General features: G+C 61.0%; 7 protein-coding genes. 5 read left to right on the plus strand and 2 right to left on the minus strand.

Annotated features, from left to right (window positions below; genetic code table 11):
- Nucleotides 1-217 precede the first annotated feature (217 nt).
- The 3 genes from acs (at nucleotide 218) to G3N99_RS04570 (ending at nucleotide 4647) form a co-directional block, all read left to right on the plus strand.
- Nucleotides 218-2200 (plus strand): acetate--CoA ligase, encoded by a 1983-nt coding sequence (acs, locus tag G3N99_RS04560; protein ID WP_206121747.1) that lies wholly within the window; start codon nucleotides 218-220, stop codon nucleotides 2198-2200.
- A gap of 83 nt (nucleotides 2201-2283) precedes the next feature.
- Nucleotides 2284-2628 (plus strand): DUF4212 domain-containing protein, encoded by a 345-nt coding sequence (locus G3N99_RS04565; protein WP_206121748.1) that lies wholly within the window; start codon nucleotides 2284-2286, stop codon nucleotides 2626-2628.
- Between the two features lie 3 nt (nucleotides 2629-2631).
- Nucleotides 2632-4647, plus strand: a complete 2016-nt coding sequence (locus tag G3N99_RS04570; RefSeq protein WP_174941734.1) for a sodium:solute symporter family protein — start codon at nucleotides 2632-2634, stop codon at nucleotides 4645-4647.
- A gap of 66 nt (nucleotides 4648-4713) precedes the next feature.
- Here the strand turns inward: G3N99_RS04570 and G3N99_RS04575 are convergent, their stop codons facing one another.
- Both G3N99_RS04575 and G3N99_RS04580 read right to left on the minus strand, forming a co-directional pair.
- Nucleotides 4714-5289 carry a hypothetical protein gene (locus tag G3N99_RS04575; protein ID WP_241011470.1) on the minus strand — a complete coding sequence of 192 codons (576 nt, stop codon included), beginning with the start codon at nucleotides 5287-5289 and terminating at the stop codon, nucleotides 4714-4716.
- A 172-nt stretch (nucleotides 5290-5461) separates the two neighbouring features.
- Nucleotides 5462-6052, minus strand: coding sequence for a DUF2939 domain-containing protein (locus G3N99_RS04580; RefSeq protein ID WP_241011471.1), 591 nt, complete (start codon nucleotides 6050-6052; stop codon nucleotides 5462-5464).
- Between the two features lie 975 nt (nucleotides 6053-7027).
- Here G3N99_RS04580 and G3N99_RS04585 point away from each other — a divergent pair.
- Nucleotides 7028-17092, plus strand: coding sequence for a hemagglutinin repeat-containing protein (locus G3N99_RS04585; RefSeq protein WP_241011474.1), 10065 nt, complete (start codon nucleotides 7028-7030; stop codon nucleotides 17090-17092).
- Entirely contained in the window at nucleotides 17089-17589 is a 501-nt protein-coding gene (locus G3N99_RS04590) for an SMI1/KNR4 family protein (protein ID WP_206121752.1), read from the plus strand. The genes G3N99_RS04585 and G3N99_RS04590 overlap by 4 nt, the downstream gene beginning before the upstream one ends.
- The last annotated feature ends 43 nt before the right edge of the window (nucleotides 17590-17632 follow it).

Genomic DNA, 17632 nt, shown 5'->3' on the forward strand with positions numbered 1-17632 from the left:
CGCGTAAGTGACGGGTAAGTTCGAGCGCTTATTGTGGAAACTGTCGGGTCGCCCGGTCGCCATCGTGCGACGTGGTGCGGCGCAGCATCGCGCAGCAGCCTTCGGGCCGTGCGCGGGTGGTGGGTAGGAGACAGCGGCGCGCTTGCGCCGGCCAAGACGCGCGGCGCGCACGATCGCGCCGCCATGCAGAGGATTCATGTTCACCAAGGGGTAGTCGATGTCTGCGATTGAATCGGTTCTTCACGAAACCCGTCAGTTTGCGCCGCCCGCGGCGCTCGAACAGGCGGCGACCATTTCCGGCATGCCGGCCTATCGTGCGCTCGCCGCCGAGGCCGAAAACGATTACGAAGGATTCTGGGCGCGCCTCGCGCGCGAGGGTCTTGCGTGGCACAAGCCGTTCACGAAAGTGCTCGACGAGTCCAACGCGCCGTTCTACAAGTGGTTCGAGGACGGCGAGCTGAACGCGTCGTACAACTGCCTCGACCGTCACGTCGAAGCCGGCAACGGCGAGCGCGTCGCGGTGATCTTCGAAGCCGATGACGGCACCGTCACGCGCGTCACCTATGCGGATCTCCTCGCGCGCGTATCGCGTTTCGCGAATGCACTGAAGAAGCGCGGGATCGGCAAGGGCGACCGCGTCGTCATCTATATCCCGATGTCGATCGAAGGCATCGTCGCGATGCAGGCCTGCGCGCGCATTGGCGCAACGCACTCGGTCGTGTTCGGCGGCTTCTCCGCGAAGTCGTTGAACGAGCGGCTCGTCGACGTCGGCGCGACGGCGCTCATCACGGCCGACGAACAGGCGCGCGGTGGCAAGACGCTGCCGCTGAAGAGCATCGCGGATGAAGCGATCGCGCTGGGCGGCTGCGAGGCCGTGAAGAGTGTGATCGTCTATCGCCGCACCGGCGGCAAGATCGACTGGCACGCCGAGCGCGACCTGTGGATGCACGAACTGACGGACGGCGAATCCGACCAGTGCGAGCCGGAATGGGTCGGCGCCGAGCATCCGCTGTTCATCCTGTATACGTCGGGCTCGACCGGCAAGCCGAAGGGCGTGCAGCACAGCACGGGCGGCTACCTGCTGTGGGCCGCGCAGACGATGAAGTGGACCTTCGACTGGAAGCCCACCGACGTGTTCTGGTGCACGGCCGACATCGGCTGGGTCACGGGCCACACGTACATCACGTACGGCCCGCTCGCATGCGGCGGCACGCAGGTCGTGTTCGAAGGCGTGCCGACCTACCCGGACGCCGGCCGTTTCTGGAAGATGATCGGCGACCACAAGGTCACCGTGTTCTACACCGCGCCGACCGCGATCCGTTCGCTGATCAAGGCGGCCGAGGCCGACGACAAGGTGCATCCGAAGAGCTACGACCTGTCGAGCCTGCGCATCATCGGCACCGTCGGCGAGCCGATCAATCCGGAAGCGTGGATGTGGTATCACAAGCACGTCGGCCAGGAGCGCTGCCCGATCGTCGACACCTGGTGGCAGACCGAGACGGGCGGCCACATGATCACGCCGCTGCCGGGCGCGACGCCGACCGTACCCGGTTCGTGCACGCTGCCGCTGCCGGGCATCATGGCCGCGGTGGTCGACGAAACCGGCCAGGACGTGCCGAACGGGCAGGGCGGCATCCTCGTCGTCAAGCGCCCGTGGCCCGCGATGATCCGCACGATCTGGGGCGACCCGGAGCGCTTCAAGAAGAGCTACTACCCCGAGGAACTCGGCGGGCGGCTGTATCTGGCCGGCGACGGCACCGTGCGCGACAAGGACACCGGCTACTTCACGATCATGGGCCGGATCGACGACGTGCTGAACGTGTCGGGCCACCGGCTCGGTACGATGGAAATCGAATCGGCGCTGGTCTCGCACGAACTCGTGGCCGAGGCAGCCGTGGTTGGCCGTCCGGACGATACGACGGGCGAGGCGGTGGTCGCGTTCGTGGTGCTGAAGCGTTCGCGCCCGGAAGGCGAGGAAGCGGCGGCGCTGGCGAAGACGTTGCGCGACTGGGTCGGCAAGCAGATCGGGCCGATCGCGAAGCCGAAGGACATCCGCTTCGGCGACAACCTGCCGAAGACCCGCTCGGGCAAGATCATGCGGCGCCTGCTGCGTTCGCTTGCGAAGGGCGAGGCGATCACGCAGGACACGTCCACGCTCGAGAATCCGGCCATCCTCGAGCAGCTCGCCGAAGTGCGCTGATCGTACCGGTTGCGCATCACGCGCACGAGCCCCTGCGCGGCAATCCCGATTGCCCGCGCAGGGGCTTTTTGTTACATAACGGCATGACCGTTCCGACCCGTCCCGCGCCTGTCGCGCCACCGCCCGTTCCCGAGCCGCTCGCGCGTGCCCACGCACGCTACTGGCGCTTCAACGTCGCGCTGATCGCGGTGCTGATGGTGATCGGTTTTTCGGTGTCGTTCATCGTGCCGTTCTTCGCACCCGCGCTCGCAGGGATCCGCTTCGCCGGGTTCAGCCTGCCGTTCTACGTCGGCGCGCAGGGCGCGATTCTCGTGTATCTCGTGCTGATCGTCGTCTATATCGGGCTGATGCAACGCGCGGACCGCACGCTGCGCCGTGCGTACGACGATCATGCGGCACGCGCCGGCCATGCGAACGATGGGCACTGATTCATGCTGACGCATCGACTGATCCGCGCATACGCACTCTATACGCTGGGGTTTCTCGGGTTCGTGCTGCTGATGTGGCGGATCGAGCGTGCCACCGGCTCCGGCGTCTGGATCGGCTACGTGTTCCTGTTCGTGCCGATCGCCGTGTATGCGGTGATCGGGCTGCTGTCGCGCACATCCGATCTCGTCGAGTACTACGTGGCCGGGCGGCGCGTGCCGTCCGCCTTCAACGGGATGGCGACGGCGGCCGACTGGCTGTCGGCCGCATCGTTCATCGGCCTGGCCGGATCGCTGTACTCGACCGGCTACGACGCACTCGCGTACGTGATGGGCTGGACGGGCGGGTTCTGCCTCGTCGCGTTCCTGCTCGCGCCTTATGTGCGCAAGCTCGCGCGCTACACGATTCCCGATTTCCTCGGGACGCGCTTTTCGAGCACGGCCGTGCGCGCGCTGGCGGCCGGCGCGGCGATCCTGTGTTCGTTCGTGTACCTGGTCGCGCAGATCCAGGGGATCGGCCTGATCGCGACACGCTTCATCGGCGTCGATTTCGCGATCGGGATCTTCTGCGGGCTCGCGGGCATTCTCGTGTGCTCGTTTCTCGGCGGGATGCGCGCGGTCACGTGGACGCAGGTCGCGCAGTACATCATCCTGATCAGCGCGATCCTGATTCCGGTGTCGCTGATCGCGATGAAGAACGGGCTCGGCCCCGTGCCGCAGTTCAATTACGGCAAGCTGATGGAGCGGGTCGCGGCGCGCGAGGCGCAGGTGCGCGATGCGTTCGACGAGCAGCAGGTGCGCGACGCGTATCGCCGGCAAGCGGCGGATATCCAGACGCGGCTCGACCGGCTGCCGGCATCCTATGCGGACGCACGCCGCCATCTCACCGATCAGCTTGCCGACCTGCGGCGCCACAACGGGCCGCTGCGCGAGATCAGCCAGCGTGAGCGCGAGCTGGCAGACTTCCCGCGCGATCCGGCGGCGGCGCGCGTCGCGTGGACGCAGGTACGCGACGATCTGCTTGCCCGGGCCGAGCCGCCCGTGCCGATGCATGAGCCGTTTCCCGCCGCGAGCGACGACGAACGCAAGCCGCGCGAGCGGAATTTCCTTGCGCTGCTGCTGTGCCTGTCACTTGGCACCGCGAGCCTGCCGCACATCCTGACGCGCTACAACACGACCACGTCGGTCGCGTCGGCACGGCGCTCGGTCGGGTGGACCCTGTTCTTCATCGCGCTGTTCTACCTGAGCGTGCCGGTGCTCGCGGTGCTGATCAAGTACGAGATCCTCGCGAACCTCGTCGGGCGACCGTTCGCCGAATTGCCGGCGTGGGTCACGCAATGGCATCACTTCGAACCCGACCTGATCAGCGTCGTCGAGGTGATTCGCGACGGCATCGTGCACTGGTCGGAAATCCAGATGCAGCCGGACATGGTCGTGCTGGCCGCGCCGGAGATCGCCGGGCTGCCGTATGTCGTGTCGGGGTTGATCGCGGCCGGTGCGCTGGCCGCGGCGCTGTCGACCGCCGACGGGTTGCTGCTGACGATCGCGAACGCGCTGTCGCACGACGTCTACTACTGCATGGTCGCGCCCGATGCATCGAGCCAGCGGCGCGTGACGATCTCGAAGGTGCTGCTGCTCGGTGTCGCGCTGTTCGCGTCGTATGTCGCGTCGCTCAATACCGGGAAGATCCTGTTTCTGGTCGGCGCCGCGTTCTCGCTGGCGGCTTCGAGCTTCTTTCCGGTGCTCGTGCTCGGCGTGTTCTGGAAGCGCACGACGACGCGCGGCGCAATCGCTGGGATGGTAACGGGGCTCGCGGTGTGCGTGTACTACATCGTGTCGACCTATCCGTTCTTCACGCAGCTGACGGGGTTCGCGGGGCGCACGTGGTTCGGGATCGAATCGATCAGTTCGGGGGTGTTCGGGGTGCCGGCGGGGTTCGCGGTGGCGATCGTCGTGAGTCTGCTTGATCGAAAGCCGGATGAATATACGCGGGCGCTGGTGGATTACATCCGGCATCCGTGACGCGGGTGTCTTCCGGCATGGCTCAAAGTGCCGGGACTCGTTCGTGTTGGCACCGTGACGGGTGGGTCAGAGCGCGGCAGTCCCGAGCTCGGCTCCCTTGGTCGTCTGCACCCGGCTGAAATCACAGCTTCCGTCCGTCACGCCTTTGGCGTTCGGTATGGCGACGCAGACGTAGGCACGGATGCCGTGCGGCAAGGCCACGTGGCGGAACTCGCCAATCTTGATCGTCGCGACCCGATCGACGGCAAATTGATCGTTGATCGGCGTCACGCCCGACGGAATCGACATGGTCACTTCCGACGTGACTTTCCCGGCTTGCGATTTCAGTGTCTGGCTGCTGCCGATCTCTCCGTTGACCGAGAAACGTATCGCTGCCAGTCCTTCGGACACGCGCTGGACCGTGACCGCGAGCGTCGGCTTGGCGATTCCCGCTGCGCATTTGCTGGCAGCGCATTCGCGAACGGAAAGAAGCGTACGGAATTCGGATGAAGGCTGACCGATGGCCGGCAGGTCGGTCGACGACCCGCCGTCGCGCAGCGATTTCTCGAACGGCGGAGATGTCACCGCGACGGTGGTGCTGATCGACGTGGGCGAAAATGCCGTTGCGCAAGCTGACAGCATCGTCGCAGCGACAGCCGTCATGGCGAACCGTGGACTCAATCGCATGGATCTGACTCGCGGTGATGAAACCCTGGATATCGTCAGAAGAATACACATCTTTAGCGTGCCGTGTTCGGGAGTTGCGGTGCGCCGCACGCTCGGCCCAAACGAGGAAGCGGGCCGGTTGCGCCGGGGCGGGTCCGCTTCCTGGCAATCAGTTTGAACCGAACTTGTCGATCGGCAGATTGACCGCGCTCAGCTTCCAGGACCAGAGGCCGTCACGCTTGAAGATGAATGTCACGTCGTCGTCCGTTCCTTTTCGCGCAGTTGCGGTAACGGTCGACCAGTTCTTGTAGCCGACCGAATAGTCGGCCTTCGGCTTGCTGCTCGTTGTTTGCGGCGCGGTGCCGCCGTCGGATTCTGCATGAGCCGTTTCCGATGGTCCGGGAGGGGATGCGGGCACGCTGGCGTGCGCGGGCTTGGTCGCTCCCTGAGCCATCATGGTCATGACTCCCGCCGGCGTAACCATCGTGTCGATTGCCTGATTCACAAAACCCATCGCCATCACCATTCCCAGGTCGGCGAATGAATTGCCGTTCATTTCGGGGGAATTCGCCATTTTCGCGTGCATCATGGTCATGACTTGCGCACGCAGGCTTTCGCGCATCGATGGAAAATCGACATGGGAAGAAAACGAGTCGGCATCGTTGTCGGCCAGGGCCGACCGCATCTGATACAAGGTGATGTACGGGCTCGCATAGCTGGACGCCACGCCCACGGCTATTGCGATCCCGGCGATCGCCATCACTGTTTTCCTTTTCATGGTCTCTACCCGCGTTTACGTTGTTTATCGGCACGTCATTTTAACGGTCGCGTACCGGAAAATTTGAGTCGCCGACAATTCGCGACGCAGATGCGTGATCGTTATTCAGTTTCGAATGACGGACTGATTGAGGTGTCTTCGGGCGAGGAAGACAATTGAGCGATAAAAGGCGCTTTGAATTGCATGGCCTGCGCTCGTGCTCGATGCCAGGCGGCGGAAATCGATGCGATGCGTGCGAGGGGGCGCGTCCCGGGGGAGGGGTAGCGCTCGCGTCAGTGCTGAACGTGCCCCGGTGTTGCTACTCAGCGGTGGAGATGCCTCCGTGGACCTTGGTGGTGGCATCGGTAAGTGATCGGTCAGGTGTCGCTGGATCGCAACACCTATCGAGCGGCACGACGCTGACGGCGGTGCGGAGGTCTTGGCATTTACTGTTGCGAAATTTGCTGCCCTGATTTGTCAATTGCGGACGAGCCAATATCTCGAATTTCGCCATGTCTGGCGAGCGATTTGTACTCCGCACGGCACCCGCTGTCATGGACCGTTCGCGCATGCTGGCTCGATACATTCTTCGACTCATGTTCGAAAAAGGAGGAGAGGAATAATCATCGGAGCGTTGCGCGTCAGAAATCGTGAATCAACACTCGATAAACAAAATTAACATTTTATTTTTTATTAAAAAATAGCTCCCTCTATGCTGGAGCGGAAAATTTCTTTGCTCCGTGCGATCTAACGATTTGTGACACTGTGGATCATTCAGCGTCTGCTACGATCGCGCAGATGGATCACGGGAGACCAATTGCGTGTGCGCTGTGATGTAGGAGCGCACAGCAGAGCCGTGTAAACCTTTGCGAATCCTGCGCAGTACCGACCGTGGCTGCGCGCAGCGACAACCGGTTCAACCGGATGTCGATTCCAACCAAAAATGGAAGCAACGACGCGATTTGCGTCGGACGAAGAATGAATAAAAATCGCTATCGGGTTGTGTATAGTCGCGTGCGCGGCATGTTGGTAGCAGTCGAAGAGACTGCTCATGCAACGGGGAAGGTTGGTGAGGCTGTGTGCGGGGGCGATAGCCGGGTATCAAGCGTGCTGGCGAGTTTCGCACTGCGTCACGCGGCATTCGCGGTATTGGTCGCGGCAGGTGCTACGCCAATGTGGGCGAATGCGCAGATTGTGGGCGGTGGCGCGCATGCACCTTCAGTGATCCAAACGCAAAATGGATTGCCGCAAGTCAACATCAATAAGCCGGGAAGCGCAGGCGTTTCATTAAATACGTACAATCAATTTGATGTACAAAAGCCCGGCGCGATTCTCAATAATTCGCCCACTATTGTCAACACACAGCAAGCGGGCATGATCAACGGCAACCCGAATTTCGGGCCGAACGATGCCGCGCGGATCATCGTCAACCAAGTCAACAGCAATAACCCAAGCTCGATTCGCGGTTTCGTCGAGGTGGCGGGCCAAAAAGCCGAAGTCATCATAAGCAATCCGGCCGGTTTGCAGATCGACGGCGGAGGGTTTATTAATACCTCGCGCGCTGTATTGACAACTGGTGTGCCGTATTATGGTGCGGATGGCTCTGTAGCCGGCTTCAATGTCAATCGCGGGCTTGTCACGGTGTCCGGATCGGGGCTGAATGCAGCCAATATCGATCAGGTCGACATTATCGCTCGTGCAGTGCAGGCAAATGCTGCCATTTACGCGAAAAATCTCAACGTAATCGCCGGTTCAAATCAAGTTAATCACGACACGCTTGCGGCGACGCCGATTCAGGGTGATGGCGCGGCCCCGGCGGTTGCCATCGACGTCGGCCAACTCGGCGGTATGTACAGCAATCGCATCTTTCTCGTCAGTTCAGGGAGCGCGGTGGGTGTTCAGAACGCCGGCACGCTTTCGGCGGACGCCGCCGGGATGACGCTGACGACCGATGGTCGGCTGGTGCAGTCCGGCAAGATCAGTTCGCTTGGCAACGTGGCTGTGTCGGCCGGCGGTGGTATCGACAACAACGGCACGACCTACAGCCAGCAATCCGTGTCGATGAGTACCGGTGCGGACATGACGAATAGCGGCACACTCGCCGCGCAGCACGATGTCGGCATCAATGCAGGCTCGCTGAACTCGACCGGCGGTATTGGCGCGGGCGTGGATAGCAACGGCGCGGTCACGCAATCTGCTGACCTGCAAATCACGACGACCGGCCAGTTGAACGCGACCGGTCAGAACATCGCGGGCGGTAACACGGCGTTGCGCGGCTACGGCGTCAATCTGGCCGGCAGCAAGACAGCGACGAACGGCGCGCTGGATGTGAACGCGACAGCGGGTGATATCAATCTGTCGAACGCGACGACGAGCGCACAGGGTGCATTGAGTGCGACTGCAGCGGGCGCGATCGTCAACGATCACGGCAACCTTTCCAGCCAAAGCGGTGCCACGCTGACTGCAGGCAGCGTATCGAACCAAGGCGGCACGGTGTCGTCGCAAGGCCCGTTGACCGTGCACGCGTCGGGTGCGATTTCGAATCAGGCCGGCACGCTCGTGTCGCAGAACACTGCCGACGTCGAGGGCGGGGCGATCGCCAATCAGCAAGGCATCATCCAGAGCGCAGGCCAAATGAAGATGGTCGGCGCTTCCCTTCAGAATACCGCCGGACGCGTAACGTCCCTGAACAGCGATGGTCTGTCGATCACGATGAGCGGCCAGCTCACGAACGCAGCGGGGACGACCGCGAACGGCGCGCAAGGCGGCGTGATTGGCGGTGACGGCAACGTATCGGTACAGGCCGGCAGCATCGCAAACCAAGGATTGATCAGCGCCGCAACCGATTTGACCGTCGGTGCGCAATCCGTGGACAACGGCAGCGGCACACTGACGGCCGGACAGAACGCGTCGATCGATGCAGGCGCGCGCCTGGCTAACGCATCCGGCAGCATTTCTGCCGGCGCGTTAGCAAACGTTCGCGCGGCCAATCTGGACAATAGTTCCGGTTCGATACAGGGCAGCCAGCTGTCGTTGTCGGCAACCGATCTTGCGAACCGCTCAGGCGTGATCACGCAGACCGGCATGAACCCGACCACGATCGCGGTTTCCGGCACGCTCGACAATAGTTCAGGCACGGTACAGACGAACAGCGCCGATCTGAGTCTGACACCCGCGACGCTGATTAACGATCACGGCAAAATCGCGCATGCCGGCAGCGGGATGTTGACCATCGGAACCGGTGCGTTATCGAACCAAGGCGGCTCGATCGCGACCAATGGCGCGATGAATGTGCAAGCCGGCGCCGTTTCGAATCAGGCGGGAACGATTGCCGCGCAGCGGCAAGCCTCGCTTACCGTACAGTCACTGGACAATCGTTCCAGCGGTACCGTGAATGCCGCCAACGTTGACTTGCATGCGCAAGGCACGATCGAGAATAGCGGTGGCGCAATAGAAGCGGACCAACTCGCCGTGTCGGCAAGCGATCTGGTCAATCATGGCGGCACCGTTTTGCAGACGGGAACCGGCGCAACAACCATCGCAGTCACGAACGCCATTGACAACACGTCTGGCAAATTACAGAGCAATGGCTCGGATTTGGCGATCACGTCCGGATCGCTCACGAACGACCAAGGCACGATCGCGCACGCGGGCAGCGGCACGCTGACCATCAAAACAGGGGCGTTGTCGAGCAATCATGGTTCCATCGCGACCAACGGTGCGCTCGCGCTGACCGCTGCTGCCCTATCGAACCAAGCAGGTACGTTGTCGGCGCAGCGGCAGGCCACGCTCGGCGTGCAATCGCTCGATAACAGCACAGCCGGATACATCGGTGCCGACAGCGTAACGATCAATTCGCAAGGAGCGGTCAACAACAAAACCGGTGCGATCGAGTCGAGCCACGCGCTGACGCTTTCGGCCGACAGCTTGGCCAACGACGGCGGTGCCGTTAAGGCGCTCGGCACGGATGCGCTGTCCGTCACGACGGCGAACGCGTTGACCAACACAGCAAGCGGCACGATCGGCGGCAACGGTGATGTGTCGGTTTCGGGCGGCACGATCGACAATTCGAACGGTTCTTTGCTGGCAGCACAATCGCTGTCGGTGCAGTCGAACGGCCAGCTCGGAAATGCCGCCGGCCTGATTCAATCGAACGGAAACCTGAAGGTCGCGGCGCTTGGCGCAGTGCTCAATAGCGGCGGGCAAATCGAGGCGAACAGCGCGACGGCGACGCTCCAACTGTCCGGGACGAGCATCGACAACAGCGATGGTCGCGTGGCGAATATCGGAACGGGCGCAACGACGATCAACGGCGGCGCGTCGATCACGAACACCGATGCGTCCGGCAAAGCCGGCGCTGGTACGATCGGTGGCAACGGTGATGTGACGTTGACGGCGCAGACGCTAACCAATGCGCAAGGCGGTCAGACGCTGGCCGGCCACAACCTCACGCTGAACGTCGCCAGTAACGCGAACAATGCCGGCGGCACTTTGTCGGCCGCGAATAATCTGACGCTGAACGGCGCGAACGCTGCCCTCTCAAATTCGAACGGGTCTGTGCGCGCAAACGGCGTCTTGGCGTTGACCGCTGCATCGATTGACGACACGTCCGGCAGGATCGGCAACGACGCCGGCAGTGGCGGCAGTATTGCGATCCAGACGGGTACGTTGTCGAATTCGGGTGGCGCGATCGGTAGCGATCAGGACCTGACACTGAACGCCGGTACGTTGTCCGGTGACGGCTCCGTCATCGCCGGCCGCAATGGCACGATTACGCTCGCGAGCGACTACACGCAGACAGCCGCGAACAGGCTGCATGCGAATGGTGACCTGAGTTTCACCACGTCGGGCAAGCTGACGAACCAAGGTGTGCTGGACGCGAATGGCGCGCTCACGGTGAGCGCCGCAAACGTCGACAACCAGAGCGGCGCGGATTTGAATTCCGCGACGACGACAGTCAATGCAAAGGGTGGCACGATCGATAACGCCGGCCGCATCGAAGGTGATTCGGTCGCAACCAACAGCACGACGCTGAACAACACCGGGACCGTGATCGGTGCCAACGTCACGGCGAACGCCAACACGATCACGAACACCGGGGCCGCCGCCGTCTTTGCCGCAGCCAACCAATTGAACCTGTACGCAACGAATCAGTTGTTGAATACGGGCGGCGCGAACCTGTTCAGCGTCGGCGATATCAATATCGCGGCGAACGGTCAGCGCGACGCGAGCGGCTTGCTTGCCAACCGTACGCAGAATGTCCTGAACGATCAGTCCACGATCGAAGCGCAAGGCAATATCGAACTCGCCGCTGGCACGTTCACCAATTCGCGTCCCGCACCGACCGTCGCGACCGAGACGACCGACACAACGACCACGCACCAAACGAAGCGACAGCAGTTCATCGGTTGTCCGACCGGAAATGCCGCGCCAAACCACGGTGTGTGTTCGTATGCAACGTGGTCAGGTCCGTACAAGACACCGCAGACGGCGACATACTCTGCGAGTCAGGTTGTGTCCCAATCGAACGGGACCAATCCTGTTGATCGCGTACTGGTCGTGAACGTCAACGGGCAACAGCAAACGCTGTACTACAACACGCTGACTGTGAACGGCGATGGCAGCGTGACGGCGGTGTATTGGGCCGGCTACGATCCGCACATCAACTACGTGCCCAACACGGAATACACCACGCGCAGCGACGGCCATAACGGCTATCAGCGCGTTGAAATCTGGCGCGATACGACGTCTACGATTCAGCAAGACAAGGTGACGAGCCAGACGCCGCAGGCGCAGCTCGTCGCGGGCGGCAGTATCACGATGGCGAACGTCGGCACGATCAACAACGACTACAGCGCAATCACGGCCGGCAAGTCGATCCAAATTGGCAGCACGCAGCAAAACGGCTCCGTGGGCAGTGGCAGTTACGGCGGTACGGTGGTCAACAACGTCGGTCAAACCCTGTATCAGTATCAGACCGACAATATCGTGTCGATGTATGCGTGGAACGAAAACACGACGCAGGATCGAGGCACGATCATCGAGCCGCCCGTGGTGTATGCGCCGGTCGCAATCGGCGGCACGGGCGGCACGATCATCGCGAACCAGTCGGTATCGATCAGCGGCCAGAGCGTCAATAACCAAAACGTCGCCGCGCAAAATTCCGCGACCGGCGCGACTGGCGGCACGCTCGGCGCGAACCAGAACAACGGCGGCGTGTCGGGCAGCACGCCTGCTACGGTGGCGGGCGCATCGGGCGGCCAATTGACCAAGGTCGGCACGGCCAGCGGCGCGACGACGGTCCCTGCGCTGCAATCGGTCGCCAGTGCAACCGGTGCTTTGTCGATCACGTTGCCGACCAGCGGCATGTACTCGATTCATTCCGCACCGGGCCAACCTTATCTGGTCGTCACCGATCCGCGTTTGACGAGCTATACGAACTTCATTTCGAGCGACTACATGCTCGGCCAGCTGAACCTGAATCCCGCGAGCATCGAAAAGCGCTTGGGCGACGGGATGTATGAACAGCAGATGGTGCGCAACCAGGTCACGCAATTGACGGGGCGCACTTTCCTGCCGGGCTATGCGAGTGCTGAAGACGAGTATCGAGCGCTGATGACGAACGGCGTGAACTACGCCAAGGAATTCGGTTTGGTGCCCGGCATGGCGCTGACGGCTGCGCAAATGGATGCGCTGACGAGCGATATCGTGTGGCTGGTCGACCAGGCCGTCACTTTGCCTGACGGCAGCACGACGCACGTGCTGGCCCCGGTCGTCTACATGTCACAAACGCATGCGAACGACCTGCAACCGACCGGCGGCTTGATCGCGGCCGATGACGTGGAAATTCATACGATCGGCAGCACGACCAATTCGGGCGTCATCAAGGGCGGTACGAAGACCGTTATCTCCGCGACCGATATCCTGAATCGCGGCGGCACGATTTCGAGCGACAGCACGAACGGCACGACGCAGGTTGTTGCGTCCAATGATGTCGTGAATGCGTCGGGCATGATTACCGGTAACCGCGTAGCGGTGTCGGCCGGGCGGGACATCGTCAACACGACGCTGGTTGACGCCGTGGGCGCGACTGGCGCTTCGGGCGCAAGCAAGGCCAACACAAGCTTGATCGGCCAGCAAGGCACGATCGCCGCAACGGGCGACTTGTCCGTTGAAGCCGGTCGCGACCTCACGCTTCACGGCGCGAATCTGTCGGCCGGCAGCGATGCGCTGGTCACGGCAGGCCGCGATATCAACGTCGACACCGTTCAATCCACGACGAATCAATCGCTGTATCTGAACGATCAGCATCATTGGGAAGAATCCACGACGAAGAACGTCACGAGCGGCATTGCCGCTGGTGGTAGCTTGGCGATGCAAAGCGGCAACGATACGACGCTCAAGGGCGCGACCGTTTCGGCCGGCAAAGATTTGTCGGCCATCGCGGGCGGCAATCTCACGGCGACAACGGTTACGGACGAACATCGTCTGGACAACGTTGCGGTCGACGGTCGTGCGCGCAAGGAAGTCGATCACAACTACGACCAGACTGCTGTCGGTACGACCTTCTCGGCAGGACAGAACGCGACGCTGGCTGCGATCAGCGCGACGGATGCATCGAAAGGCAACGTGACCCTGACCGGTTCGTCGGTCACGTCCGGCACCAACAGTGCGACACCGGGCGGCGTGGCGATCGCAGGCGGCGGCAACGTGACGATCAACGAGGCGCGTGAAGAACACGACAGCTATCAGAACGTCCAGACGAAGCGCGGCAGTTTCGTGTCGGGTTCGACCACGAAGGAATCGCACGACACGCGCGCGAATATCGGCATGGCAAGCACGGTGTCGGGCGATACCGTCAACGTTCAATCCGGCCGCGACCTGACGATTCAGGGCAGCAACGTTGTCGGGACCAACGATGTGAACTTGAAGGCGCTGGGCGATGTGAAGATCACGACATCGCAGAACACAGTGCAGTCGGCCAACAGCTTCGAGAAAAAGGATTCGGGCTTGTTGTCGAACGGCGGCATGTCGGTCACGATCGGCACGCGGTCGATGACGGATCAGCAGCATTCGACCGAAGTGACCAACACCGGCAGCATGGTCGGGTCGGTAAACGGTAATCTGAATGTGACCGCCGGCAACAACCTGCACGCGACGGGCAGCACTCTGCACGCGGGCAACGATATGTCGCTTGGCGGGAAGTCCGTCACGATCGATTCCGCTTACGACACGATGAGTCAGGCGGAACAGCAGCAGTACCGACAGGCCGGTGTGACTGTCGGTGTGACAAGCCCCGTCATCGCCTTGGCGCAGACTGGCAGACAGATGGTCGAAGCCGCCGGGAAGACCAAGGGCGACGCGCGACTCACCGCGTTGGCTGCGGCAACGACCGGCCTTGCCGCAAAGAATGCCTACGACGCAACGGGTGGTGGCGATCCATCGGCGCTTGGCAAGACCGTTGGCATCAATATTTCGCTGGGTGCGAGCAAGAGCGACAACCAGTCGCAGTCACAGGCAAGTACGGCGGTCGGTAGCACGGTATCGGCCGGTCGAGACGTGACCATCAACGCAACCGGTGCGGGCGCGGACAGTAACATCGATGTGATCGGCAGCACGATTTCGGCGGGCGGCAATTCGAAACTCGCCGCAGACGGCAAGGTGAATCTTCAAGCGGCGGAAAATACGAGCAGCCAGTCCTCGACAAACAGTGGCGGAAGCTTTGGTGTCGGTGTGTCGATCGGAGGCGGTAAGCAGAGCGGCATTGCATTTACGGCTGGCGTCGCGGGCAATCGGGGGAATTCGGACGGTAATTCGACCTCGTGGACGAATACGCATGTCACGGCGGGCGATACGCTCGAGATTCAATCCGGTGGCGACACGAACCTGAAAGGAGCGGTTGCGTCGGGTAAGCAGGTCGTCGCGAATGTGGGCGGCAATCTGAACGTCGAAAGTTTGCAGGACACCGACCATTACAATTCCAAGCAACAAGGCGCGGGGGTGTCGGTCAGCGTATGCGTTCCGCCGTTGTGTGCCGGCCCATCGAGCGTATCCGGTAACATCAGTCAGCAGAAGATGAACAGCGACTACGCGTCGGTTACGGAACAGTCGGGTATCAAGGCGGGCGACGGCGGCTATCAGGTTGACGTGAAGGGCAACACCGACCTCAAAGGCAGTGTCATTGCGAGTAACGACAAGGCCGTACAGGGCGGCTTGAACAGCCTGACGACGGCCACGCTGACGACGAGCGACATTCAGAATCACGCGTCTTATGATGCGTCGTCGCTCGGGATTTCGGGCGGTTATGGCGGCGGTATCGGTAAGAACCAGAAAGGTACGGCGGACAACGTCAACCCGGTGGCGGGAACCAACCTGCCGGATCGCGGCGGATTCTCCGCTACCCCGCCGATTGCACTGAGTGCATCCGGCGACGCGAATTCAACCACGCGTAGCGGGATCAGTGGCGGGTCGCTCAAGATCACTGACAGCACCAAGCAACAGCAGCTCACCGGCAAGACAGCCGACGAGACTGTCGCGAGTGTCAACCGGGACACGTCGAATACCGGCGGTGCGCTTGCGCCGATCTTCGACAAGGACAAGGTACAGGCCGGGTTCGATATTACGAGCCAGTTCATCAATCAGGTCGGCACGTTTGTCGATAACCGACTGAAGGAAGCGGATGCGGCAAAGGCGGCATCGAAAAATCTTGATTTGACGCCAGAACAGCGAGCGGCCGCACAGCAAAAAGCCGATCAGTTAATGGCAGATTGGGGGCCGGGCGGAACGTATCGACAGGTCCTGTCGGCGCTGACTGCGGCAGCTGGCGGCAACGTGACGGGTAGCGGCGGTCAGTTTGTTCAGACCGGCGTCGTGAACTATCTGCAACAACAAGGCGCTTCCTACATTGGCGATCTCGTCAAGACAGGTGCGGTCACGGAAGGCAGTCCCCTGCACGCCGCAATGCATGCGATTGTTGCCTGTGCGGGTGCCGCCGCGAGCAATCAAAGTTGCGGGGCTGGTGCGATGGGCGCTGCTACATCGAGTCTGTTGAGTAACCTGTTCACCGATAGTCCGAACGAGACCGCAACAGAAAAGCAAGCGAAGGGGAACCTGATTTCCAGCATCGTCGCGGGCGTTGCGAGTGCAGGTGGCCTGAATGCCGCGACTACTACAACGGCTGGTCAAACAGAAGTCGAAAACAACTTCCTCACGCAACCGCAGCAGACGGCCCGGTCGTTGGCGAAGATCAGTTGTTCGACTGCGGCGGACCCGGCTGCATGTAATCAGAAGGTCAAACAGGAATACGGCAAGCTTTGGGACACCAACGAAGCAAAGGTGAAGGACTGCGCCAGCGCGGACGCTTGCAAGGCCGTGCTCACTGATCTTCGCGAGCAGCAAGTCGAATACGGTGCACGCGAAAATCAGCTCCAACAGAAGCTTCGGGACACCGGTAGTCTGTCAGCCGCCGAGATGGACGAATTGCTCAACCTCAAGTCGTCCGACACCAATCTGATTTCCTTGCGTACCGCTGCACTTCAGAGCTACACGCGCTATGCTGGTATGGATGCGCTCAAGTCGTTGCAAGGGTCGGAGTTGGTTGCCGAACTTGGCATCGGAGCGTCGCCGGCCGCTGGTTACGGTGTGGCGGCGGCCATTACAGGCGTGGGGCGCAATGGATTGCCCCTGATTAACGGGCGTTACCCTATCAATAGCAAATACGCGGATCAGCAGTTCCCAATGGACAAGCTGCCGCCCGAGATTCAGCAGAAGTATCCACAAGGTGTCAAGTTCAACTCACAGGGATTCCCCGACTTTTCTCCGTACGCGAAGGCGCAAGTCGATGTCGTCGATTTGACCGGGGACTACAATAAGGATGCTGCACTCTCAAATCAGGCGGCAGGCTTTAACAAGACGCCCAGTGGATATGTATGGCATCACGTCGAAAATGCCGAGACGATGCTGCTGATTCCGCAAGACCTGCATGACGCGATTCGCCATACCGGCGGCACTGCTGTTCTCAAGCCGCCACCAGGAGCTAAATGATGATTATCAATACTCGCAAAGCATTGACCGCGCCGACACTTGAAGATATTGCCAAGGTCGAGCGCAAAATTGGAAGGGTACTTCCACCTGAATATATAGAAATTCTGAAAAAATTCAACGGGGCTTATTTTGACTCGAATGCATTCGATATTCCGGGTGGAGGCGGCGCTGGAATTAGCCAATTTATTCCATTTAATGAAATTTATAGAAATATCGGTTATATGGAGCAAACCGAGGTTTCGGGATACTTCCCATTTGCTCACGCGGAAGGCGGGAACTATGTTTGTATATCCCTGCATGATGGTGATTATGGATGTATTTATTTCTGGGATCATGAGGTTCCCGGATATGAGGCTTTGTCGAAGATTGGGAATTCATTGATTGTGTTTTTGGATTCCCTTCGCCCTTTCAAGGTTGAAGAGGTTTATCTCGACCCGGCCCGAGTTAAGAATGTTTGGGTGGACCCGGAATTTCTAAAGAATTTAAAGGATGATTGAGAAATTGAATTGCAAATCAAATTAAGTGTTGAACCAAAAAATA

The sequence above is a fragment of the Burkholderia sp. Ac-20392 genome (assembly GCF_017104585.1).
GTDB classification, from domain to species: domain Bacteria; phylum Pseudomonadota; class Gammaproteobacteria; order Burkholderiales; family Burkholderiaceae; genus Burkholderia; species Burkholderia lata.

What these genes read in the sequence shown, in the direction of transcription:
- acs (WP_206121747.1), top strand. Translation starts at nt 218, where the DNA reads ATGTCTGCGATTGAATCGGTTCTTCACGAAACCCGTCAGTTTGCGCCG.
- G3N99_RS04565 (WP_206121748.1), top strand. Translation starts at nt 2,284, where the DNA reads ATGACCGTTCCGACCCGTCCCGCGCCTGTCGCGCCACCGCCCGTTCCC.
- G3N99_RS04570 (WP_174941734.1), top strand. Translation starts at nt 2,632, where the DNA reads ATGCTGACGCATCGACTGATCCGCGCATACGCACTCTATACGCTGGGG.
- G3N99_RS04575 (WP_241011470.1), bottom strand. Translation starts at nt 5,289, where the DNA reads ATGACGGCTGTCGCTGCGACGATGCTGTCAGCTTGCGCAACGGCATTT.
- G3N99_RS04580 (WP_241011471.1), bottom strand. Translation starts at nt 6,052, where the DNA reads ATGGCGATCGCCGGGATCGCAATAGCCGTGGGCGTGGCGTCCAGCTAT.
- G3N99_RS04585 (WP_241011474.1), top strand. Translation starts at nt 7,028, where the DNA reads ATGAATAAAAATCGCTATCGGGTTGTGTATAGTCGCGTGCGCGGCATG.
- G3N99_RS04590 (WP_206121752.1), top strand. Translation starts at nt 17,089, where the DNA reads ATGATGATTATCAATACTCGCAAAGCATTGACCGCGCCGACACTTGAA.